At 65.5% G+C, this 21,896-nt stretch carries 18 protein-coding genes and 1 pseudogene; 14 read left to right on the forward strand and 5 right to left on the reverse strand.

From position 1 onward, the window contains the following. Positions 1 to 104: 104 nt before the first annotated feature. Positions 105 to 902: an N-formylglutamate amidohydrolase gene (locus ACVW1B_RS42070; RefSeq protein ID WP_456793805.1), complete on the reverse strand. Its 798-nt coding sequence runs from the start codon at positions 900 to 902 to the stop codon at positions 105 to 107. Between the two features lie 104 nt (positions 903 to 1,006). Between ACVW1B_RS42070 and ACVW1B_RS42075 the strand changes: the two genes are divergently transcribed. The 3 genes from ACVW1B_RS42075 to ACVW1B_RS42085 all read left to right on the forward strand — a co-directional run bounded on the left by ACVW1B_RS42075 (position 1,007) and on the right by ACVW1B_RS42085 (position 3,229). Then, entirely contained in the window at positions 1,007 to 1,906 is a 900-nt protein-coding gene (locus ACVW1B_RS42075) for a transglutaminase family protein (RefSeq protein ID WP_168855223.1), read from the forward strand. A 2-nt stretch (positions 1,907 to 1,908) separates the two neighbouring features. Then, a complete protein-coding gene (locus ACVW1B_RS42080; RefSeq protein WP_456793806.1) occupies positions 1,909 to 2,721 on the forward strand; it encodes a transglutaminase-like domain-containing protein in 813 nt (270 codons plus the stop codon). A gap of 109 nt (positions 2,722 to 2,830) precedes the next feature. Continuing rightward, positions 2,831 to 3,229 (forward strand): gamma-glutamylcyclotransferase family protein, encoded by a 399-nt coding sequence (locus ACVW1B_RS42085; RefSeq protein WP_456794174.1) that lies wholly within the window; start codon positions 2,831 to 2,833, stop codon positions 3,227 to 3,229. A 155-nt stretch (positions 3,230 to 3,384) separates the two neighbouring features. Here the strand turns inward: ACVW1B_RS42085 and ACVW1B_RS42090 are convergent, their stop codons facing one another. Further along, positions 3,385 to 3,939, reverse strand: coding sequence for a chlorite dismutase family protein (locus ACVW1B_RS42090; RefSeq protein ID WP_076827947.1), 555 nt, complete (start codon positions 3,937 to 3,939; stop codon positions 3,385 to 3,387). A gap of 210 nt (positions 3,940 to 4,149) precedes the next feature. Here ACVW1B_RS42090 and dnaG point away from each other — a divergent pair, with 210 nt between their 5' ends. Together dnaG and rpoD are read left to right on the forward strand one after the other, a co-directional pair. After that, positions 4,150 to 6,171, forward strand: a complete 2,022-nt coding sequence (dnaG, locus tag ACVW1B_RS42095) for a DNA primase (RefSeq protein ID WP_456777576.1) — start codon at positions 4,150 to 4,152, stop codon at positions 6,169 to 6,171. 366 nt (positions 6,172 to 6,537) lie between these two features. Then, entirely contained in the window at positions 6,538 to 8,670 is a 2,133-nt protein-coding gene (gene rpoD, locus ACVW1B_RS42100) for an RNA polymerase sigma factor RpoD (RefSeq protein ID WP_057018061.1), read from the forward strand. 159 nt (positions 8,671 to 8,829) lie between these two features. On the opposite strand, the gene ACVW1B_RS42105 is transcribed toward rpoD, so the two are convergent. Together ACVW1B_RS42105 and ACVW1B_RS42110 are read right to left on the reverse strand one after the other, a co-directional pair. Further along, on the reverse strand, positions 8,830 to 9,066 hold the full coding sequence (locus ACVW1B_RS42105; protein ID WP_026192271.1) for a hypothetical protein: 237 nt from the start codon (positions 9,064 to 9,066) through the stop codon (positions 8,830 to 8,832). Between the two features lie 170 nt (positions 9,067 to 9,236). Continuing rightward, positions 9,237 to 12,053, reverse strand: coding sequence for a CHAT domain-containing protein (locus tag ACVW1B_RS42110; protein WP_456822967.1), 2,817 nt, complete (start codon positions 12,051 to 12,053; stop codon positions 9,237 to 9,239). A gap of 529 nt (positions 12,054 to 12,582) precedes the next feature. Here ACVW1B_RS42110 and ACVW1B_RS42115 point away from each other — a divergent pair. The 4 genes and pseudogenes from ACVW1B_RS42115 to ACVW1B_RS42130 form a co-directional block, all read left to right on the forward strand. Continuing rightward, positions 12,583 to 12,993, forward strand: coding sequence for an ester cyclase (locus ACVW1B_RS42115; protein WP_456822968.1), 411 nt, complete (start codon positions 12,583 to 12,585; stop codon positions 12,991 to 12,993). A gap of 169 nt (positions 12,994 to 13,162) precedes the next feature. Further along, entirely contained in the window at positions 13,163 to 13,969 is an 807-nt protein-coding gene (locus tag ACVW1B_RS42120; protein WP_076827939.1) for a lytic murein transglycosylase, read from the forward strand. Between the two features lie 153 nt (positions 13,970 to 14,122). Then, a complete protein-coding gene (locus tag ACVW1B_RS42125) occupies positions 14,123 to 14,971 on the forward strand; it encodes an FRG domain-containing protein (protein ID WP_456822969.1) in 849 nt (282 codons plus the stop codon). A 223-nt stretch (positions 14,972 to 15,194) separates the two neighbouring features. After that, positions 15,195 to 16,181: pseudogene (locus ACVW1B_RS42130) on the forward strand (IS30 family transposase); the annotation flags it as partial. Positions 16,182 to 16,234: 53 nt separating this feature from the next. On the opposite strand, the gene ACVW1B_RS42135 reads toward ACVW1B_RS42130, so the two are convergent. Continuing rightward, positions 16,235 to 17,104: an SDR family NAD(P)-dependent oxidoreductase gene (locus ACVW1B_RS42135; RefSeq protein WP_253604108.1), complete on the reverse strand. Its 870-nt coding sequence runs from the start codon at positions 17,102 to 17,104 to the stop codon at positions 16,235 to 16,237. Positions 17,105 to 17,264: 160 nt separating this feature from the next. Between ACVW1B_RS42135 and ACVW1B_RS42140 the strand changes: the two genes are divergently transcribed. The 5 genes from ACVW1B_RS42140 to ACVW1B_RS42160 all read left to right on the forward strand — a co-directional run bounded on the left by ACVW1B_RS42140 (position 17,265) and on the right by ACVW1B_RS42160 (position 21,517). Next, positions 17,265 to 17,669 carry a response regulator gene (locus tag ACVW1B_RS42140; protein WP_057018055.1) on the forward strand — a complete coding sequence of 135 codons (405 nt, stop codon included), beginning with the start codon at positions 17,265 to 17,267 and terminating at the stop codon, positions 17,667 to 17,669. Positions 17,670 to 17,783: 114 nt separating this feature from the next. Next, on the forward strand, positions 17,784 to 18,395 hold the full coding sequence (locus ACVW1B_RS42145) for a LysE family translocator (RefSeq protein ID WP_038386831.1): 612 nt from the start codon (positions 17,784 to 17,786) through the stop codon (positions 18,393 to 18,395). 691 nt (positions 18,396 to 19,086) lie between these two features. Next, positions 19,087 to 20,292 (forward strand): GGDEF domain-containing protein, encoded by a 1,206-nt coding sequence (locus ACVW1B_RS42150; RefSeq protein WP_456822970.1) that lies wholly within the window; start codon positions 19,087 to 19,089, stop codon positions 20,290 to 20,292. 34 nt (positions 20,293 to 20,326) lie between these two features. Next, on the forward strand, positions 20,327 to 20,947 hold the full coding sequence (locus ACVW1B_RS42155) for a peptidoglycan recognition protein family protein (RefSeq protein ID WP_456822971.1): 621 nt from the start codon (positions 20,327 to 20,329) through the stop codon (positions 20,945 to 20,947). A gap of 192 nt (positions 20,948 to 21,139) precedes the next feature. Then, positions 21,140 to 21,517 (forward strand): VOC family protein, encoded by a 378-nt coding sequence (locus ACVW1B_RS42160; RefSeq protein ID WP_456822972.1) that lies wholly within the window; start codon positions 21,140 to 21,142, stop codon positions 21,515 to 21,517. The last annotated feature ends 379 nt before the right edge of the window (positions 21,518 to 21,896 follow it).

Raw genomic sequence — 21,896 nt, forward strand, 5'->3', positions numbered from 1 at the left:
CTCGGGCGCCACGGACTACCCTAACTTGGAAGTTCAACCCGGCCAATTAAAGCACGTCGAGCCGCCTTCGGGCTAGAGGCCACGCCCTGGCTGACCGTCAGTCGCTAGATCAGCGCTTCCGTGCGCAGCGTCGCCTCGATCTCGCCGAGGATGCGCGCCAGCCGTTCGGCCCACGCCGTCTCGCCGGCTTGGTCGGAGATCAGGTCCTGGCGGATCTCGATGCCCGAGTTCATCAGGCCGCGTGCCTCGCCATGCACGGGGATCGTGTAGTCGGTCTCGTCGCTGACCGCGTAGGGCTCGTTGTCGCCGACCACGAGATCGCCCTCGGCGCGCAGATGCTTCAGCAGCAGCGGCGGCAGTACCGTGTCGCGGTGGTAGAGCGTGCCGATGTGCCAGGGTCGCGCGATGCCGGCGTAGATCGGCGTGAAGCTGTGCAGCGACACCAGCATCGTCGGCAGGCCCCGACGCGCACGCGCGTCGATGATCTCGTCGATGCGTTTGTGATAGGGATCGAAGATCTGCGCGTGGCGCATCTCGGCGGCCTCGCGCGACAGGCCTTCATTGCCCGGCACCGTGGTGGCCTCGCTGATCAGCGGGATCGAGCTTGCGACATGCGGCGGACGATTGCAGTCGATCACGAGCCGCGAATAGCGCTGCGCGATCAAATGCGCGCCGAGCCGCTCCGAGAGCCGGGTTGCGACGCCGGCGATGCCGATGTCCCAGGCGATGTGCCGCACCAGTTCATCTTCGGGCAGGCCGAGGTCGCCGAGCGGAGAGGGAATCAGCCTGCCGTAGTGGTCGCAGGTGAACAGGAACGGCGAGCGGCCGTCGGCATTGTGTTCAAGAACCGGTGAAGCGTCGGTGCTCGCGAGCAGGAACGATGGACCGCCTCCGTAATTCAAGGGCTTTTTTCCTCAACTTTGCCTATTCAGGCGGCATGCTGATCTGGAATCGGGCAGCTTTCTCTATAGATTATGCAGCCCGAAATCACGATGATTGTTTGAAGATGCCGCTGCTGACTATTCATCACAAGACCGTTTATCGCTACGCGCGCCCGGTGGCGTTCGGCGAACACCGCATCATGCTGCGCCCCCGTGACGGCCATGATCTGCGCGTGCTCGACAGCGCACTTGTGATCGATCCACAGCCGATGTCGCTGCGCTGGATCCACGACGTGTTCGGCAACAGCATGGCGATCGCCGCCTTCGACGAGCGCGCCGACATGCTGTCCTTCGTCTCGACCGCGACGGTGGAGCACAATCCGGCCGATACGTTTGCGCTGACGCCGGACGATCCCGCCTATTTCTATCCGTTCCTCTACGATGATGAGGAATTCCCCGACCTGCAGCAGTTCATTACGCCGCAATATGGCGACCCGAACGGTGAGCTGTCGGCCTGGGCGCGGCGCTTCCTCGATGTCGAGGCGCCGACGCCGACTTTCAAGATCCTCAGCGGCATGACCCACGGCATCCGCGAGGCGTTCAGCTATCGCAAGCGCTACGAGCAGGGCACCCAGCATCCGCTCGACACGCTGCGCACGCAGTCCGGCACCTGCCGCGACTATGCGCTGTTCATGATCGAGGCGCTGCGCCGGCTCGGCGTCGCCGCGCGCTTCGTCTCCGGCTATCTCGCCATGCCTCCCGGCAGCGCGCACGGCTATGTCGGCGGCGGCTCGACCCATGCCTGGGTGCAGGTCTATCTGCCGAGCGCGGGCTGGATCGAGTTCGATCCGACCAACGGCATCGTCGGCACGCGCGATCTGATCCGCGTCGCGGTGGCGCGCGACCCGCGCCAGGCGATCCCGCTGCACGGCGTCTATCTCGGCGCGGCGGACGCCTTTCTCGGCATGGATGTCGACATCAAGGTGGTCTCGGTCGGCGAGAACGCGGAGCAGGAGACGGCCTGACGATGCAGATCAAGGTCGGCTTCGAGATCACCTACACGGCGGCGCAGCCGACCCCGATGGTGATCATGCTGTCGATCCATCCGTCGCGCTACGCCGACATCGTCGGCACCGAGCGCCTTTCGACCGAGCCGGACGTGCCGATCGGCCTCTATCGCGACGGCTTTGGCAATGTCTGCGGGCGTCTGGTGGCGCCCAGCGGTGGCGTCACCTTCCGCGGCAGCGCGCTGGTGCGCGATCCCGGGCTGCCGGATCCCGTCAATCCGGCGGCGCAGCAGCTGCCGATCGAGCAATTGCCTGACGATATGCTGCTCTATCTGATGCCGAGCCGCTACTGCGAGACCGACAAGCTGACCGACATTGCCTGGTCGCTGTTCGGCAACACACAGCAGGGCTGGGCGCGGGTGCAGACGATCACCGATTTCGTGCACCACCACGTGACGTTCGGCTATCAGCACGCCCATCACATGAAGTCGGCGCACGACGTCTATAAAAGCCGCGCCGGCGTCTGCCGCGACTTCGCGCATCTGGCGCTCACCTTCTGCCGCTGCATGGGCATTCCGGCACGCTACTGCACCGGCTATCTCGGCGACATCGGCGTGCCGCCGGACCCGGCGCCGATGGATTTCTCCGGCTGGTTCGAGGTCTATCTGTCCGGCCAGTGGTACACCTTCGATGCCCGCCACAACACGCCGCGGATCGGCCGCATCCTGATGGCAACCGGCCGCGACGCCGCCGACGTCGCCCTCACCACGAGCTTCGGCCGCATGACGCTGACGAAGTTCGTCGTCGTGACCGATGAGGTGGCGGCGGCCTAGCGTCCCCCGGGATTTTCTGTCATTCCGGGATGGTGCGTTAGCATCAGACCCGGAATCTCGAGATTCCGGGTCTGGTCCTTCGGACCATCCCGGAATGACAACTGAACCCATGACCCCCGATCTTCTTTTCGTCTACGGCACGCTGATGCGCGGCTTCGACCATCCGATGGCGAAGCTGCTCGCGGGCAATGCCGAGTTTCTCGGGCCGGCGCAGTGCAGCGGCCGGCTCTATCTGGTGAAGCATTATCCGGGCCTGGTCGTGTCGGACGATCCGGCCGACATCGTGCATGGTGAACTGTTCCGCTTGCGTGAGCGCGAGGCCATGCTGCGTGAATTCGACATGTACGAAGCCTGCGGCGAAGGCTTTCCGCCGCCGACCGAATATGTCCGCGAGATGCTCGAGGTCACGCTTGCCGACGGCAATGTGAGCGAGGCGTGGACCTATCTCTACAACTGGCCGGTCACCGAGCTGCCACGGATCGCGTCAGGAAAATTCCTGGAGCATTAGCGCCCGGACGTGCCGCATGTTTCGTCATGCCCGGGCTTGACCCGGGCATCCATCTCACTTCGCAATAGTCATTCTTTTGATGGATTGCCGGGTCATAGGCGAGCGGAAGCGACGCCGTCATTCTGACGGCTGTGCCGGCCACGACGAAAGAGAAGTCAATCCTCCCGCACCACGCGGATATCGACCTCGCGCTCGACATAGCTCCATTCCTCGGTCGCGCGCAGCATGCCGACCAGTTCGTCGAACAGGGTGACGTGGTCGGGGGCGAACTCGAACCAGGTCAGGAAGTCGAAGGGCATGCCGAGGTCGCGCGAATGAAACAGCTGGCGGGCGATCGCGGGGAGGAATTTCAGGGTGCCTTCGATGTGGTGCGACTTGTCCTCGAAGATCTTGCGGCGCTCCTCCTGCGTCAGCTCCCACCACGCCGCGGATTTCCGGATCGGAATCAGCGCCGCGTGGGTTGCCTCGCTGCGGCCGAGCCCGGCCTGCACGGCCAAGAGCTTCTCGCGCTCCTCCTTCTCGGTGTAGCGCAGATGGCTGGCGACGCCGGCGAGCCGCCAGGAGGTCTGCGCCGGCAGCAGCGGCAGCGCGATCGACTCGCTCGCAACGATCGACAACGCCGCGACCTTCGGCAGCGTCTCGCCCTTCACCCGCGTGATGGACGTGACCTGCCAGCCGCCGCTCTGTCCGCCTCTGAATGTCGTGAACATGGCCTATCCAATCCCGGAAGCGGGGAGGGGGCAAGCTTGCCGCACAGGCTCTCCACCGTGGATTTGGGGGTAGCCCGCTCGACGGAGCCGTGACGGGCCAGACCTGTGAATAGCCCGGAAAAGCCCCACATTGTTCGGCATGGCGGGCCGTGCCGCTATATGGCTAACCGGTTGTCCGCGATTCGCCGCCCGAGCCCAAAATCCTGACTGATGCGTTTCACGCCCGAATTCCTCGATGAGCTGCGCGCCCGGCTTCCGGTCTCGGAAGTCGTGGGCAGGCGCGTCAAGCTCAAGAAGGCCGGCCGGGAGTGGAAGGGGCTGTCGCCGTTCCAGCAGGAGAAGACGCCGTCGTTCTTCGTCAACGACCAGAAGCAGGCCTGGTTCGACTTCTCGTCCGGGCTGAACGGCAACATCTTCGACTTCCTGATGAAGACGGAGGGCGTGACTTTCCCCGAGGCGGTGGAACGTCTCGCCGCGATGGCGGGTGTCCCGCTGCCGGCGGTGACGCCCGACGCCGCGCGGCACGAGCAGCACCGCCGCACCCTGCACGACGTGATGGAACTGGCGACCAAGTTCTTCGCCGACACGCTGGCCTCGCGCGGCGGCGCCAAGGCGCGTGGCTACCTCGCCGACCGCGCCATCTCGCCGGCGACCCAGCTCCAGTTCCGGATGGGCTATGCGCCGCCGGACCGCTTCGCGCTGAAGGAGCATCTCGGCGCGTTAGGGATCTCCACCGACGACATGGTGGAGGCCGGGCTTCTGGTGTCCGGCGAGGACAAGCCGGTGCCGTTCGATCGTTTCCGCGACCGCGTCATGTTCCCGATCACGGATGCCCGCGGCCGCGTCATCGCCTTCGGCGGGCGTGCGCTGGAGAAGGACGTTCCGGCAAAGTACCTGAACTCGCCGGAAACCACGCTGTTTCACAAGGGCGACAATCTCTACAATCTGTTCACCGCGCGGCAGGCCGCGCATGACGGCGCGCAGCTGATCGTCGTCGAGGGCTATGTCGACGTCATCGCCATGGTCACGTCGGGCTTTCCCGGCGCCGTCGCGCCGCTCGGCACCGCCCTGACCGAGAACCAGCTCGGCCTGCTCTGGAAGATGGTCGACGAGCCGATCCTCTGCTTCGACGGCGACCGCGCCGGCCAGAAGGCGGCTTATCGTGCTGCCGACCTTGCATTGCCGCAGCTCAAGCCGGGCAAGAGCCTGCGGATTGCGCTGCTGCCGGAAGGGCAGGACCCCGACGATCTCGCCCGCTCCGGCGGCCGCGGCGCGATCGAGGACGTGATCTCGGCCGCGCGTCCGCTCGCCGAAATGATCTGGTCGCGCGAGATCGAGGGCGGCAATTTCGATACGCCCGAGCGCCGCGCCGCGCTGGAGGCGCGGATCGGCGAGCTCACCAATGGCATCCGTGACGAGGTGGTGCGCCGCTATTACCGGCAGGACCTGCAGGAGCGGCTGCAGCGCAATTTTGCGCCCGAGGGCGGCCGCGGCGGTTATGGCCGCGGCGGCTACGGAAGGGGCAATTTCGGCGGCGGCCGCGGCGGCGAATCACCCCGCCAGTTTGTCCCCCGGGGACCTGCCCAAAACGGCCGACAGGGAGGCCCGCAGGGCGGCCGGTTCGGTGCCACCCCCGGGATTTCACGGGGTCCCTATCAGGCCGCCAGCCCCCAACTGGCCAACAGCCCGATCATGCGCGGCCAGCGCAGCGCGGTCTCCCGCCGCGAGGCCCTGATCCTGCAATCGCTGATCAACCACCCCTGGCTGCTGCACGACCATCTCGAGGAGGTGGCGGCGCTGGAGCTCGCCCATCCCGAGGCCCACAAGCTCAGGGCCGCCATCATCGCCGCCTTTGCCCACGACCATCACCATTCCCCTGACGCCGAGGAGCAGGCCGAGAAGATGCGGGCCGACCTCGAAGCGGGCGGATTATCCCCGATTCTTCAAAGGGTTGAGCGGGCGATCACAACCCAGGCGGTGTGGGGCGCGCAGGTCGGCGCGGCGCGCGAGGATGTTTTATCAACCTGGCGTCAACTCGTTGCCTTGCATCAGAAAACCCACGCCTTACTTAGGGAAAGAAAAGATGCGGAAGCGGCTTTGGCTGAAGACTCCAGCGAGGCCAATCTGGCATGGTTGCAGGATATCCAGGCCCGGATGGCAGAAGCCGACGGGACCGAAGCCCTGATTGAAGGGTTCGGCGAATTATCGGGCCGGTTCCAGCGTAATGTCTGATAACAAAAATGCTGCGGACGGCGCTGGCCGCACCCGCGAAAAGACTCGCCAAATCCATGGTTTGGCTGCAAAAACAGGGTTAAGCGAAACTTAATAGCTACCGTAGCATTTTCAGGCGAAGTGGTTCCCGGTTCGCCGTCAGAAAATGCGTCAGATCTAGATCTGTCGCGTCTTCCGATCGTAAAACCGGTGTCCACTTTTACGGAAGACGCGACGGGCTATTGCAGATTGGAAACCGTCGAGACGGATGACAGGGGTGGCGAGATATTGCGCCGCCCTTTGTGCGTCGAGAGAGTAAATCTAGATTTCGTGCGGATGCGCGTGCGTGGCGCCATTTTGCATGACCGCGTTTCGGGAGCTTAGTGAATGGCCACCAAGGCAAAGACGCTGCAGGTTAAGGACAAGGAAAAGGACGACAAGGCAGCGGATGCTCCTGAGAAGGATGCCGCTGACGCGCCGTCGCCGTTGCTCGACCTGTCGGATGCCGCGGTGAAGAAGATGATCAAGCAGGCCAAGAAGCGCGGCTTCGTGACCTTCGATCAGCTCAACGAAGTGCTGCCCTCCGACACGACGTCGCCCGAACAGATCGAAGACATCATGTCGATGCTGTCAGACATGGGCATCAACGTCACCGAGGCCGACGACAGCGAAGGCGAGGACGAGAAGGACGACGGCGACGACGAGACCGATAACGAGCTCGTCGAGGTCACGCAGAAGGCCGTCACCGAGGTCAAGAAGTCGGAGCCCGGCGAGCGCACCGACGATCCCGTGCGCATGTATCTGCGCGAGATGGGCACCGTCGAGCTGCTGTCGCGCGAAGGCGAAATCGCGATTGCAAAACGCATCGAGGCCGGCCGCGAGGCGATGATCGCGGGCCTCTGCGAAAGCCCGCTGACCTTCCAGGCCATCATCATCTGGCGTGACGAGCTCAACGAAGGAAAGATCTTCCTCCGCGACATCATCGATCTCGAAGCCACCTATGCCGGCCCCGAGTCCAAGGGCGGCATCAATCCGAACCTGATCGGCAACAACGGCGCCGAGGGTGCCGCCGCTGAGGGCAATGGCGGCGACGCGCAGGCCGGTGCGCCGGCCCATGTCGCGCCGCCGGCAGCGCCGCCGTCGCCGACCCCGTTCCGCGCCGCGCCCGCCGGTGGCGAAGCCGCCACCGAGGAGAAGGATCCCGCCGAGGCCGCCGCCGAAGGCGACATGGACGACGACGAGTTCGAGAACCAGATGTCGCTCGCCGCCATCGAGGCCGAGCTGAAGCCGAAGGTGGTCGAGACCTTCGACAAGATCGCATCCGAGTACAAGAAGCTGCGCCGCCTGCAGGAGCAGGACATCGCCAACCAGCTGCAGAGCGAGTCGCTGTCGCCCTCGCAGGAGCGCAAGTACAAGAAGCTGAAGGACGAGATCATCGTCGAGGTGAAGTCGCTGCGCCTCAACCAGGCCCGCATCGATTCGCTGGTCGAGCAGCTCTACGACATCAACAAGAAGCTGGTCTCGTTCGAGGGCCGCCTGCTGCGCCTCGGCGACAGCCACGGCGTCGCGCGCGAGGACTTCCTGCGCAACTACCAGGGCTCCGAGCTCGACCCGCGCTGGCTCAACCGCGTCTCCAAGCTGTCGGCCAAGGGCTGGAAGAACTTCGTCCATCACGAGAAGGACCGCATCAAGGACCTGCGCCACGAGATCCAGTCGCTGGCGGCGCTCACCGGGCTCGAGATCGGCGAATTCCGCAAGATCGTGCACGGCGTGCAGAAGGGCGAGCGCGAGGCCCGTCAGGCCAAGAAGGAGATGGTGGAAGCCAACCTCCGGCTCGTGATCTCGATCGCCAAGAAGTACACCAACCGCGGCCTGCAGTTCCTCGACCTGATCCAGGAAGGCAATATCGGCCTGATGAAGGCGGTCGATAAGTTCGAATATCGCCGCGGCTACAAGTTCTCGACCTACGCCACCTGGTGGATCCGGCAGGCGATCACCCGCTCGATCGCCGACCAGGCCCGCACCATCCGCATCCCCGTGCACATGATCGAGACGATCAACAAGATCGTCCGCACCTCGCGCCAGATGCTGAACGAGATCGGCCGCGAGCCGACCCCGGAAGAGCTCGCCGAGAAGCTCGGCATGCCGCTCGAGAAGGTGCGCAAGGTCCTCAAGATCGCCAAGGAGCCGCTGTCGCTCGAAACGCCTGTGGGCGATGAAGAGGATTCGCATCTCGGCGATTTCATCGAGGACAAGAACGCGATCCTGCCGATCGACGCCGCGATCCAGTCCAACCTGCGCGAGACCACGACGCGCGTGCTGGCCTCGCTCACCCCGCGCGAGGAGCGCGTGCTGCGCATGCGCTTCGGCATCGGCATGAACACCGACCACACGCTGGAAGAAGTCGGCCAGCAGTTCTCGGTCACCCGCGAGCGCATCCGCCAGATCGAAGCCAAGGCGCTGCGCAAGCTGAAGCACCCGTCGCGGTCGCGGAAGCTGCGGAGCTTCCTGGACAACTAATATTTCCGATTGTCATTGCCGGGCTCGACCCGGCAATCCATCGAAACAACAACGGCGGGCCTGGGCCCGCCGTTTTCATTTTGATCCGTCTCCGACGTCATCGCGAGGAGATTGCTTCGCTGCGCTCGCAATGACGTGGATAGAGTTGTGTGGACGCCGCTACTTCTTCTTGGCGCCGACGCGCTCGATGGACTTGATCTCGAGTGGCGGGCGGCCGCCCTTTTCGGCGATCTCGCGGTCCTGCTCGCGCAGGAAGGCGCGCACCGGCTCGTCGCCGTCGAGCCCGCCAATGAGCTCCGACGGCACGCGGCGGTTGGAGCGCTGCGAGCCGTCTTCATAGAAGACGTTGAAGAAGGCGAATTCGCCTTTGGGATTGGTCCCGGGTTTTTTCGGCATGCGCGGCTTGTCCTCGATCGGGGCGCCGCTGTCAAAGCAAATCGCCCGCGCCCGTGCGCCGGTCTGCCCTGCGCGATCGAGTTGCGTGCCGCCCTTGCGCAACGCCGGGCGCAGTTCGGCCCGGCATGCGCTCGCGGTGCCCGTCCGGTCACATCAACGACATATACGGCTCAGCCCTCGAACAGCACGAACGCCGCCCACACGCTGGCGTCGCCCGCGCCCGCGACCTTGCCGTCGCGCGCATCGCGCCTCGTCTGGCGCAGCGCATCGGAATAGGTCAGCCCCTCCGCGAGGTGCTCGTAGAACCGCACGGTAAAACTCGCGGTGCCATCGTCGGCGACCGGCCACAGCGTCAGCAGCGCGCGGCGCGCACCGGCGATGCCGAGCGCGGTCGGCAGGCCGCGCAGGCCGCTGACGAAGCTCTCGTCGCCGCGACCGGTTTCGCAGGCCGACAGCACCAGGAGGTCGAGCCCGGACAGGTCCCAGTCCATCAATTCGAAGGCATAGAGATAGCCGTCGTTCTCGTCGCGCAGCGGAAATCGGCTGTCGCCGGCGCCCGACAGCACGATGCCGCTCTGCCACAGCGTGTCGAGGCCCGACGCTGTGCCGTCGCGATAGAAGCCGTGCGTCGCCAGATGCGCGATGCGCGCCTTGCCGATCGCCGCGCGCAGCGTGCCTTCGCTGACGCCGCGTCCGGTCAGCATCTCGACCGGCGCGCCGCGGGTGCGGGCGAGTTTGGCGATCGCCTCGATCTCGGTCCGGGTCGCGGGCAGCGGCATCGGCCCCGGCTCGCCATATTCGATACCGCCGGCGAGCAGCATCGCCCCTCGCTGATCGAGCGTCTCGCGCGCATGGATCGCGATCAGCGCATCGGGGCTGGTCAGCATCCGGATCGTGAACTTGTCCTCCAGCAGGCCGCCGCCACTGCCGGGCAGCAGCGCGAACGGCACGGCAAACAGGAAGCCGTCGGGCACGACATAGAGCGTTGTCTTGTCCTGCAGCAGCGGCTCCAGCGGCGCGAACAGCCGCGCCCGGAGGTTCTGGAAGCGGCCCTTGACGTCGGGCGCGTGCGTGTCGGGATCAGGCGCAGTAGCCCGCGTCGCGCGCAGGCGCGCGATCTCGGTGCGCACGCCGGTGTCGACCATCCGGCCGGGATCGCCGAGATCGACCACGCGCGCCTCGCTCGTTGCGGTCTCGACGATCGCGTAGAGCACGGTCGCCGCCAGCGGCGCATTCGCCTGGCGATCCGCCTTCCATTGCCGGGTGATGAAATAGTTGACGACGGCTTCCTGCGCCGCGAGCAGCTGTGACGGACGGATCGGGTCTTGCGGCAGCTTCGCACCGATCGCATCGAGCCGCTTCTGCAGCGCCTTCTCGGCGGCGTCCTGCCGCCCCCACACCGACCTCGCCCAGTCGTCGATATTGCCCGACGAGAACAGCTCCTGTTTCTCGCCGTTGAGCCGGAGCGCCGTCCGCAGCAGCGTCGCGGTCTCCTCGTCCTTGCCGGCGACCTCTGTCTCGAGCCGGCGCAGCGCCGTGCCGTCGGCGCCGCCGAGCGTCTTCCAGCGCAGCACGGCGGCGGCAAAGGCCGGCTGCGCCACGGCGGAGCCGGCGCCGGTGGCGAAGCGGCCGAACGCGAACAAGAGATGGTCGGCATGGGCGCGGATCGCTTCGGCGACGGCGCGATCGCCCGATGTGCCGACCTCGCGCTTCATCCAGTCGAACATCTCGCGGTCAAGCGCGGCGAAGGCCTGCACCGCGCGGCTCGGATCATCAGCGATCAGGGCGGTCGCGATGCCGAGCTTGATCTCGAAGCTGATCGGATGCTGCGCGGTGAAGGCGCGGGTCGAGATCGCCAGCGCGGTCTCGCGCAGCCGCATCCCCTTGTCCCGCCCGCGGCGCTGCTCGCGTTGGCCGGCAGCCAGCACCGCGGATTTGATGCGCAGGAAATCCGCATAATTCGCCTCATTGGCGACGATCGCCTCCAGCCGCCCCAGATCGGCCGGCGCGATCGCGGCATCGCCGGCGGCAAGCATGTCGGTGTAGAACAGCCAGGCGTCGGCCTGTCCGGCAAAGCTCGGATCCTTCGGCGCCATCGCGGCCGCGATCGCTCGGTGGCGGCGGAAGTAGCGGCGGGCGTCGTCGAAGCGGCCGAGATTGAGGAAATCCTGGCCGGCGTTGTTGACCGTCACCAGCGTGTTGAGATGGTTCTCGCCATAATGTCTGGCGCGCTTCTCGATCGCGAACAGATCGAGCTCGAGCGCCTTCGCCGGCGCGCCGATCTCGCGCAGCATGTCGGCATAATTGTTGGCGAGCTTCCAGGTGGTGCGATGGTCGGGCCCCAGCGCCTTCTCCGCGCGCTCGAAATTGTGCCGGCCCAAATTGGTCGCCGACGCCGCCGAGCCGTTGGCGGACAGCGCGACCGCGAGCTTGTCGCTCGCGATCAGCGATTCCTCGGAGCCTTCGCCCCAATAGGCGTTGAACGCCGCGATCGCCTTCATGTAAAGCGGAACGGCTTCGGCGATCCTGGCGTGGTCGGAGAGCAGGATCGCGTACATCAGCAGCACGTCGGCATTGCCGGGCGGCCGTTGCGCCGCCGCCTTGCTCTGGAACGCGCGCACGAACAGTTTTTCGGCGAGATCGTCGCGCTTGACCGCGCGCAGCGTCGCGGTCGCGTCGAAATAATGCTCCATGACGAACTGGCCGTCGTCGAGCTTGTCTGCGGCATCCAGTGCTGCAAGCAGCTGTGCATATCCGGCGTCGATCTTGCCGCCGCGCGTCAGCGCGACGGCGTTCTTCATTTGTGCGGCGATCGCCTGCGTGCTGCCGGCGCCTTGCGCCGGCGCGCGCTTGGCGGGGGCGTTCTGCGCGGCGGCGCTGTCGATCGCTGCGCTCAAAACAGCGCCGAGCGCGAGCACGACACCGATCGATGCGGCGGCCCTGCGCGCGCGTGCGAAACCCAAGGGGAAGCCCAAGGCGATCGTCATCGGCAGCACACCCTCATCCCCAAACGCGTCATCGGATGGCGTCCCCAAATGACGGCGGCGTTGCAGCCGGCGCGCCTGGCTTTAGCGGCGCGGCTTTGCATGAACAAGACAGCACGGCCGGCCGCCTGCCGGCGGAAGCGGCTTGCCCGGCCCGTGCTTCTTGGTCGCGGCCGGCGGCTTCGGCGTTCATGTGTCGTGTCCTCAAATGCTGCCGTGCGGTGCGTGGCTCGCCCGGGCACCGCCGCTTGCATGCCACCGGCAGTCAAGCCAACGGATGATGTTACCGCCGGTAGGCCGGCCGGCCTGCCGTTCGCGCAGAGGCGAGGGGCAGAGACGAGGGAATGGCTGGCCGCGGAGCCGCGCACGCCGGCGCACTTTCCCGGCAGCCGTCTTTCGTATCGGCGCGCAAACGAGCGACGCCCGAAAGCCGAGCTTTTTCTGACCATCGTCACTTGCGCCATCCCGTCCGATTCGCGTATGAGGCGCATCTTTCTCTTTCTACAACCTTCCCTTCGAGAATCGATCGCCGATGTCCAACGCCACAATCGACGCCAACAAGGCGCTCGTGCTCGCGCATTACGAGGCCGTGACCAACCGCCACGATCCCGAGGCGATCCGCGCGCAGCTGGCGCCCGACTTCTTCGACCATGCGGTGGGCAAGCGGCTGAGCGCCGAGGACGTGATCGCGCATTCGGCCGCGATGCACGAGACTTTCGCCGACCTGTCGGCGGTGGCGGAATGCCTGGTGGCCGAGCGCGACATCGTCGCCGGCCGCTTCGTCTGGCGCGGCCGGCACCGCAGCCCATGGCGCGGCATCCAGCCAACCGGCCGCCACGTCGAATTCCGCGGCATGACGTTCTGGCGGATTCAGGACGGCAGGATTTCCGAGCGCTGGGCGGAGATCGATTTTGTGGACCTGGAGCGCCAGCTCAGGGATTGAGCTTCAGCTACGTGCCGATCGGTTGATGGATGCGCCGTGGTCATTCACCGTGCGAACATGGATTGAGGCGCGTAGCTGCGGCAGCGGTGGATGGAGCGTCGTGCCGACACTTTGACTGCCTCGTTTGCTCCATGGCATGATCGGCCAATCGAAGCAGGGGGATTTTTGCATGCTCAGGTGTCGTTTGGCGGTTGTGTTCGGCGCCTTGCTGCTTGCCACCCCCTCCTATGCCGCGCGCTGCGGTGGCAGTTTTCCGACCTTCGTCCAGTCGTTCTCGCAGGAGGCGGCGAGCGCCGGCATCCAGCAGGATGTGATCTCCGCGGCGCTCGGCGGCGTGCAGCAGGATGGCGGGGTGCTCGCCTTCGACCGGCGGCAGCGCTACACCTTCAACAAGACGTTCGAGCAGTATGTCGCAACCCGGGTCGGGCCCGGGCGCATCAATGGCGGCCGCGCGATGCTGCAGCGTCACGCCGCGCTGCTCTCGAAGATCGAGCAGCAATACGGCGTGCCGCGCCAGATCCTGGTCGCGATCTGGGGGCTGGAGACGGATTTCGGCAAGGGCGACATGGGCAAGCTGCCGGTGTTTCGCGTGCTCGCGACGCTGGCGCATGATTGCCGCCGCACCGACCTGTTCCAGGGCGAGCTGCTCGCCGCGCTCAAGATCGTGCAGCGCGGCGATCTCCGTCTCAACGACATGATCGGCGCCTATGCCGGCGAGATCGGCCAGACGCAATTCTTGCCGTCGTCCTACATCAAGTATGGCGTCGATTTCGACGGCGACGGCCATGTCGACCTGCGCCACTCGGTCGCGGACGTGCTGGCCTCGACCGCGAACCTCCTGCACACCAGTGGCTTCAAGATGGGCGCGCCCTATGGCGAGGGCACCGCGAATTTCGAGGCGATGCGCGAGTGGAACAGGGCGGTGATCTATCGCAAGACCATCGGGTATTTTGCCGATCAGCTCGTGGGGCGGTGAAGGCGCGGCGGCCTTGTCCGTCATTGCGAGCGGAGCGAAGCAATCCATCTTTCGGCAAATGCGGGACGATGGATTGCTTCCATCGGGTCGCATCATGTGTTGAGAAATGAATTCCGGGCTCTCGCTTCGCGAGCCCCAGATGCGCAATGTCCCATGGAAACCATCGGCAGCCAAAAAATCTGGTCGTTCTTCGACCGCCGCGGATGCCAGGTCGCGAAGAACTCGGCGGTGCGGGAGGGGCCGGGCCATCGCGTCGGCTCCTATCTCGAGCTCGCCACCAAGATCGCCGAGCTGCAATTCCTCAACCGCGATCATGTGCTGCTGTTTCGCGGCCAGGGCGCCGACTACAGGAACATCAAGCGCAACTCGTCGCTGAAGCCGACGCTGTTTCGCGGCGGCCGCGGCAATCCCGATCAAGCGACGCTGGTCGGCCGGTTCGATGCGCTGCAACGCGCCGAGCGGATCCTGATCGCCGAATACGCCAGGGAAAAGCTGCTCGGGCTCGAGCGGTTGAAGCGGCATCGCATCCTGCGCTGGTCGATCCTGCAGCATTACGAGGTCTGCACCACGCCGCTGCTCGACGTCACCCATTCGATTCGGATCGCCGCCTCCTTTGCCTCGCTGGCGGAGACCGGCACCGCCTTCCTCTATGTGCTCGGCGTGCCGAATCTGAGCGGCGCGATCACCGCGAGCGCCGAGGCCGGCCTGCAGATCGTGCGCCTCGCCAGCGTCTGCCCGCCGTCGGCGGTGCGGCCGCACATCCAGGAGGGCTATCTGCTCGGCGAGTATCCGGAGATGTCCGGCACCGAGCAGAAGGAAAACTACTTTCCCTACGAGATGGATTTCGGCCGGCGGCTGGTCGCCAAATTCTCGTTCGCGCCGGCGTCGTTCTGGAAGAACGACAATTTCCCGCAGGTCGCGAAGAGCGCGCTCTATCCATCGGAGCGGAGCGATCCGCTGTTCCGGCTGGCGCTCGGGGTGAAGAAGCAGCTGGGCGGGTAATCTCGTGTCACGATGACGCGCAGCTGTGATGCGCAGGCACAGTATGACCCGCGGGCCGGCAGCATCCTCAGCGTCGTCCCGGGCTTGACCCGGGACCCATAACCACAAATGTCCGTGTTGCACGACGCTGTGGCCCCCGGCGTGCCTCACCCACCCAATCCTGTGGTAATGGGTCCCCTGAGTTCACAAACGAAGTGCAACACTTCCTTGAGGAGGTGTTGCCATGGGGCGGACTTACAAGCAGCTCTCTCTGGACGACCGATGCGAGATTGCCTGCCTATCGGCCAATGGCAGCTCGGTCCGGCAAATCGCGGCAGCTCTGGATCGCTCGCCATCAACGATCTCTCGGGAACTGAGGCGCAATCGGGGGAGCCAGGTCGGCTACAAGCCGAGCTATGCCCAGCACCAGATGCGAGCGCGGCGCTGGACGGGCGGACGCCTCGAACGGGAGCCCGGCCTGCGCCGCGCGGTGTTGCAACGCCTTCGCCGCGGCTGGTCGCCCGAGCAGGTCGCTGGCCGGCTGGCCCGCGAGTGCGGGCGCAAGGTGATCTCCCACGAGACCATCTACCGCTTCATCTATGGCCAACTCAGGCGCACCACGGACTTCAACTGGCGGCGCTATCTGCCGCGCGCCAAGAGCAAGCGCGGCTGCCGCGGCAAGCGGGGCGGCAGCCCCGCAAGCTTCATCGAAGGCCGTGTATCCTTGGCAAATCGGCCGCTCGAAGTGGCCGACCGCAGCGTGCCCGGACACTGGGAGGCCGACCTGATGATGTTCTCGAAATACGGTCAGGCCGTGCTGACCGTGCACGAGCGCACCTCGCGGCTGCTGCTCGGCATCCGCCTTGCCAGCAAGGTCGCGCGCGGTGTCGCCCGCCATCTCGTGGGCTTCTTCGCGACCCTTCCACAAGAGCTGCGCCAGAGCGTTACCTTCGACAACGGCACCGAGTTCGCCGGTCACCTGGCGCTGCACCGCCTCTCGATCGCGACCTTCTTCTGCGATCCCCATGCCCCCTGGCAGAAGGGTGGCATCGAGAACGCCATCGGCAGGATGCGCCGCTTTATTCCCCGCAAGACGGATCTCGTAACCCTCTCGACCGCCAGGTTCTGCCAGTTCATCGCCGCCTACAACAACACCCCGCGCAAATGCCTTGACTACCGCACGCCCGCCGAGTCCTTTGCTCAAGTGTTGCACTTCGAATGTGAATCCACCTCCCGGCTTTCGCCGGGACGACGGCGGTGCGCGGGTTACTCCGCGCTATCGTGCTACTGGCTCGCCCTCGCGGCATCGCGCGCGATCCGCCGCGCCGCCGTCTTCTCCATCATCCGTTGCATCGTTTTCCAGTAGGTCGCCGGGCGGAAGCGTTGCAGCAGGTCCATGAAGTATGCGTCCTTGCCGATCAGGATGCGGGGCTGGTTCTTCTCGATGCCCGCGATGATGCGCTGCGCGGCCGCGGTCGGCGTGGTCCTGGCCAGCGCGTCGAAGCGCTCGATCGATTCGGCACGGCGGGCATTGTCGGTGACGCCGGTGCCGGCGCGCGAGCTGCGCGCGATGTTGGTGGCGACGCCGCCCGGATGCACCACGGACAGGCGCACCGGGCTGTTCGCCACCGCAAGCTCGTGGCGCAGGCTTTCCGAGAAGCCGCGCACCGCGAACTTGGCCGCGCAATAGGCGCTCTGGCCGGGCGGGGCGATGATGCCGAAGATCGAGGAGACGTTGACGATATGCGCCTCGCGCTGCCGCGAAAGCTGCGGCAGGAAGGCGCGGGTGCCGTGCACCACGCCCCAGAAATTGATGTTGAACAGCCACTCCATCTGCGCCTGATCGAACTCGCCGAACTCGCCGAGCAGCGCGACGCCGGCATTGTTGACGACGATGTTGAGCGAGGGGTGCGCTGTAACGGCGGCCTCCGCGAACGCCGTGATCTGGTCCGGCTCGCTGACATCGAGCCGATGCACGGTGACCTTGCGCGGGCTCGCTTTCGCGATCTCCGCGGCGGCGGCCTGCAGGCCGGCCTCGTCGCGGTCGGCGATCGCCAGATCGCAGCCGCGCAGCGCCAGTTCATGCGCGAGCGCGCGGCCGATGCCGCTGGCGGCTCCGGTCACGGCAGCGGCGGATCCAGGGATCGCGGTCATGTCGGGTGAGCTCCATCTCAACGGGGGTGGTGGTTGCCAAGCGAGGAACACGGCATTTCCACGCTTTTCTCAAATTGGAACTGAACCATCCAGTGATTTTGAGCATTTAATCTATGTTACGCGCTCGAAGCGAAGCATTCAAACCAAGGGAGCCACACCCATGGGACAGTCAAAGCCCTACCGTGCGAAGGCCCTGGTGGTTGAGGACGACCCGATGCAGCGCGAGATGATCGGGCTGCTGCTGGAGGAGAGCGAGTTCGACGTCATCGCCTGCGAGAGCGCCGAGGCCGCCGAGCTGGTGCTGCAGGGCAACGGCGACAACGTCGTGCTGATGATGACCGACGTCGAATTGGCCGGAAACATGACCGGCATCGAGCTCGCTTATGCCGCGAAGAAGTACAGACCCGATCTCGACGTGATCGTCACCTCGGGCAAGCCGCTGCGGCAGCGCCTGCCCGAAGGCGCCTTGTTCTGGGCCAAGCCCTGGGCGCCGCTGGACGTGATCCGGGTCGCCGAGATGAAGGCGTCGGAGCTTTCGCATCGCGGATGGCGCAGGTCGTCATAACGGGGTGTCGACGCTGGCGCCGGGCGGAGGCCGGCAGCCGCTTCCGCCGTCCCCGTCGCCGTGATATTGGCGGACGATGTCCCGTCCGCCTGTCCCGCCCGCCGAGGATTTGAAGTGACCTGGTCCTTTCTGCTGACGTCGCTGATCGTGGTGGCCTCGCCCGGCACCGGCGTGCTCTATACGCTGGCGGTGGCGCTGACCCGGGGAGCGCGGGCGAGCGTCGCGGCGGCGTTCGGCTGCACGCTCGGGATCGTGCCGCAGATGATCGCGGCGATGCTCGGGCTCGCCGCCATCCTGCACACCAGCGCCGTGGCGTTCGCGGCGCTGAAATGGGGCGGCGTCGTCTATCTGCTCTACATGGCCTGGCAGGCGCTGCGCGAGCGCGGCGCGCTTGCCGTCGACACCGAGATCAAGCCGCGCTCGCGCCGGCGGGTGATCGTGACCGCGATCCTGATCAACATCCTCAATCCAAAGCTGTCGATCTTCTTCCTGGCCTTCCTGCCGCAGTTCATCGCGGTCGACGAGCCGCACCCGCTGGCGCGGATGGTCGAGCTCAGCGGTGTCTTCATGGCGATGACCTTTGCGGTGTTCGCGGTCTACGGGCTGTTCGCCGCCTCGGTGCGCGACCGCGTCATCACCCGGCCGAAGGTGATGGCCTGGCTGCGGCGAAGCTTTGCCGCGGGCTTTGCCCTGCTCGGCGCCAGGCTCGCCTTGGCGGAGCGCTGACGTCGCGGCCGTCACGCCCGGACGCAGGCAATAAAAAAGCAGGCGTTGCGCCTGCTGCCTTGCGCCCCGTCAGTTCGGGGCCGATCGATGTAGGGTGGTGAATTCGAGGTTGACGTCGCTGCGACCGGTTGTCCCGGTCCGGGTGCCCGGGCAGGGCAAGAGCCGCTACCCGGGCTGGAATTCGTTACTTCTTGGCGGCCTTCTTCTTGGTGGCCTTTTTCGCCTTCGCCTTCTTCGCCTTCTTCGCTTTCTTAGCCATAGTATCCTCTCAGGGTTTCATGGATTGAACGCGACTCCGAGGCATGCTTGGCGGAGGGCCAGCCTCGCAACATCCTCGATATCAAACTCAGCAGATTCGGAGGCTGCTGCCGCGTGCTGTCACGGCGTCGTCATCGTGTTATCCACAACTGTTACGCGTTTTCGCCAGCTTTTTCGCAAAGCGTTGCGCATGTCGCGCGTCGCGGCGTCGGCGCATCCGTCATGCTTAACGATGCGCAAACGGCGGATGCGCAGATCTTCATCAATTCAAAACCACGGCGCGGATTGGCACGTTGTGGGTGACGCTCCGTTAAGCGGCGCGGCCGCATGCTGTTCCGTAAGACAACGGGGATTGTCATTTGAGGAAACGCCCGGAGGGGGCAGACGGTCATTTCAGGAGAGGCGAGGCCGATACGGCTCTCGAACAGGGGCGATGTTGAGCGTTCCGACGCTTTGGACGGTATTCATTATCAATTTTCTCGCGCTCGGGCTGGCCTGGGCCTATGTCGCGCGCAGCTATCCTGCTTTCGGCGCGGCGCGGTTCTGGACCGCGTCGGCCCTCGTCGCCTCCGCCGGGGCCAGCTGCGCGATGCTTCGCGTGATGCTGACGGACTCGCTGCTGCCGCTGCTTGCGGCCGGGACCTTGATGGTGTTCGCCGCCGGCCTTGCCGCGATGGGCATCGAGCGGTTCTACGACAAGCCTGCGACCTGGCGCGCCACCCTGCTGACCACGGCGCTGGCCTTCGCCGGTCTCGGCACCTTCATCTTCGCCTATGACAGCATGCCGATGCGCATCCTGGTCTACACCATTGCCCAGGTCACGCCGTTCGCGCTGACGCTGAAGCTGTTGCTGTCGTCCGAGAACGGCCGCGTCAGCCCCGGTGCCCGGCTCGCCGGCATCGTCGCCTCCGTGCTGATCGGCATCTATGCGCTGCGTGCCGTCGGCGCGCTGCTGCAGCCCGGCGAGTTCTCCTTCGTCCGCTTCTCTGCGGGGCAGTCGCTGGTGATCCTGCTGATGGTGTTCCTGTCGATGGCGCTCAATTTCGGCTTCCTGCTGATGGCGATCGACCGGCTGCGCAACGAGGTCGCCGACCTCGCGCTGCTCGACGATCTCACCGGCGTCGGCAACCGCCGCCATCTCTTGCAGCGGCTGACCGAGGAATGCGCGCGCTCCGACCGCAACGGCGAGGCGTTCGCGCTGCTGGTGATCGACCTCGACGGCTTCAAGGGCATCAACGACACCCATGGCCACGCCGCCGGCGACGCCTGCCTGCAGCATTTCACGCTGATGGCGCAGACGCGGCTCCGCCCGGGCGACATGCTGGCCCGCACCGGCGGCGACGAGTTCTGCATCGTGTTGCCGTCCTCGACGCTGCGCGAAGGCGCGATGATCGCGCGCCGCGTGCTCGAGGTCTGCCGCGCCGATGCCGAGCAGTGCACCGGCAGGGACATTCCGATCGCGGTCTCGATCGGCGTCGCGCAATGGACCCGCGAGATCGGCCTGCATCCCGATCGCCTGGTCGCCGCCGCCGACCACGCGCTCTACGACGCCAAGAAGGGCGGCAAGAACGGCTACGCGACCTACGAGCCGAAGCCGGCGCCCGAGACGGTCGAGGCGAGCCTGCGCAAGCGCGCCTGAGCGTGCTAACGAGAGACGACACCGGATCTCCGTGATGATGCCTCGCCTGCTCACCGCACTTCTTGTGCTTGTCCTGTTCGCTGCCGCATCGGCCGAAACGCCCGATCTCGCGACCATCGCGCGATCGCAAGGCACGCCCGAGATTCCCGGCTTGAAGATGGTCTGGCTGGCGGCCTGGGGCGACGTCACCAGATCGCATCCCTGGCGCAACATCATCGTGCACCAGACCGAGGGGCCGCAGGGCTCGGCGCGATACGGCGCCGAGGCGCAGCACAAGAACCCGACCCGGCGCGGCGTCATGGTCTGGGTCGAAACCGACGGCACGGTCTATTGGGCGGTCTCCGACAACCTCGTTCCGACCCACACAGACGGCGCCGATCGCAACGACAGCAAATACATCGACAACAGCAAGACCTATCACCAAGTGAACAAGGACACGTCGATCGGCGTCGAGTTCGCTGGCAATTACCCCGACGTCACGAGGGGCCCGACCGACGCACAGGTCGCGGCCTGGCGGGTGCTGGTGAAGCTGCTGCGCGCGCGTTACGGCATCCCGCCGGAGCGCGTCTACGCCCACAACTGGATCGACTTCAAGGATGCCCGCTACTGCGAGGGCTGCGCGCTCGCCACCATGGCGCGGCAGTGGGGCGAGTAGGGCGGGTACTCATCAAGATCCGGGACGCTAGCGTTTCGTGACGAAGCGGCAACCCGACCCGACCTCGGCGATATCGCCTTCTGAAGCGGTCATCTGGCTGTCCCAACCCCAACTCCCACCTTAAAGGTGACAAATTTTCAGACATTGAGAAGTGCGGACGCAAGTTGTTGCGTGACGTTGGAGTGCACCAAGATGAGCCCTTCTGGAGCTTTGATCGCGATCCTGCCGTGCAATGACCTTGATGCGTCGGAGCGGTTCTACAATCGGCTGGGCTTTGCGCGCCCGGACAGCGAAAGGCCTGCTCCGGGAGAGCCCGACACCTATCGCATGCTGTCGAACGGGAAGGGCGGATATCTACATCTGACGGACGCGGTCGAGGGATGGCTGACGCCGGGCAGAAACCCTTTTGGGCTTTATCTTTACCTCGAGAGTGTTGATGCTGCGGCGCGCGAATTTCAGCAATCACCCGAAGACAAGCCGTGGGGGATGTACGAATTCGCGATCTCTGACCCGGATGAAACGTCGGTCCGTGTCGGTTGGCCAACCCGTCTCCGCGCCGAAGCGCAATAATTCGTCTGCTTTTGGACCCTGGCCGACATAGCCAAAAGCGCCTGTTTTGTCCGCTTCGTAGGATGGGTGGAGCGCAGCGATACCCATCAAGCTTGTGCTGCGCGGTGGGATGATGGGTATCGCTGCGCTCTACCTATCCTACGGACTGGCCAGGGCAGCCTTGACCCATCGCGGACATTTCCTCGTCTTCATCCATTGATCTGGATCAATGCGTCCTCTCACGCTCGCGTTGGCATCGTTCGTTCTGCCAATCCATACGGAGGGTACTATGGAAAGCGCATGCAGGTATCCCTTAGCGTTGATCGTCTTTGCGTTGGCACCGTCTGCTTTCGCCGCCGAGCTCCCAAAAGAAGGCAACTTCGATTACACGGCGTGCTGG

Source organism: Bradyrhizobium sp. USDA 4502, from assembly GCF_054063355.1.

Bases quoted from the DNA above. Each gene is read 5' to 3' on its own strand.
- ACVW1B_RS42075 (WP_168855223.1), top strand. From the start codon at position 1,007: ATGCCGCTGCTGACTATTCATCACAAGACCGTTTATCGCTACGCGCGC.
- ACVW1B_RS42080 (WP_456793806.1), top strand. From the start codon at position 1,909: ATGCAGATCAAGGTCGGCTTCGAGATCACCTACACGGCGGCGCAGCCG.
- ACVW1B_RS42085 (WP_456794174.1), top strand. From the start codon at position 2,831: ATGACCCCCGATCTTCTTTTCGTCTACGGCACGCTGATGCGCGGCTTC.
- ACVW1B_RS42090 (WP_076827947.1), bottom strand. From the start codon at position 3,939: ATGTTCACGACATTCAGAGGCGGACAGAGCGGCGGCTGGCAGGTCACG.
- dnaG (WP_456777576.1), top strand. From the start codon at position 4,150: ATGCGTTTCACGCCCGAATTCCTCGATGAGCTGCGCGCCCGGCTTCCG.
- rpoD (WP_057018061.1), top strand. From the start codon at position 6,538: ATGGCCACCAAGGCAAAGACGCTGCAGGTTAAGGACAAGGAAAAGGAC.
- ACVW1B_RS42105 (WP_026192271.1), bottom strand. From the start codon at position 9,066: ATGCCGAAAAAACCCGGGACCAATCCCAAAGGCGAATTCGCCTTCTTC.
- ACVW1B_RS42110 (WP_456822967.1), bottom strand. From the start codon at position 12,053: ATGACGATCGCCTTGGGCTTCCCCTTGGGTTTCGCACGCGCGCGCAGG.
- ACVW1B_RS42115 (WP_456822968.1), top strand. From the start codon at position 12,583: ATGTCCAACGCCACAATCGACGCCAACAAGGCGCTCGTGCTCGCGCAT.
- ACVW1B_RS42120 (WP_076827939.1), top strand. From the start codon at position 13,163: ATGCTCAGGTGTCGTTTGGCGGTTGTGTTCGGCGCCTTGCTGCTTGCC.
- ACVW1B_RS42125 (WP_456822969.1), top strand. From the start codon at position 14,123: ATGGAAACCATCGGCAGCCAAAAAATCTGGTCGTTCTTCGACCGCCGC.
- ACVW1B_RS42135 (WP_253604108.1), bottom strand. From the start codon at position 17,104: ATGACCGCGATCCCTGGATCCGCCGCTGCCGTGACCGGAGCCGCCAGC.
- ACVW1B_RS42140 (WP_057018055.1), top strand. From the start codon at position 17,265: ATGGGACAGTCAAAGCCCTACCGTGCGAAGGCCCTGGTGGTTGAGGAC.
- ACVW1B_RS42150 (WP_456822970.1), top strand. From the start codon at position 19,087: ATGTTGAGCGTTCCGACGCTTTGGACGGTATTCATTATCAATTTTCTC.
- ACVW1B_RS42155 (WP_456822971.1), top strand. From the start codon at position 20,327: ATGATGCCTCGCCTGCTCACCGCACTTCTTGTGCTTGTCCTGTTCGCT.
- ACVW1B_RS42160 (WP_456822972.1), top strand. From the start codon at position 21,140: ATGAGCCCTTCTGGAGCTTTGATCGCGATCCTGCCGTGCAATGACCTT.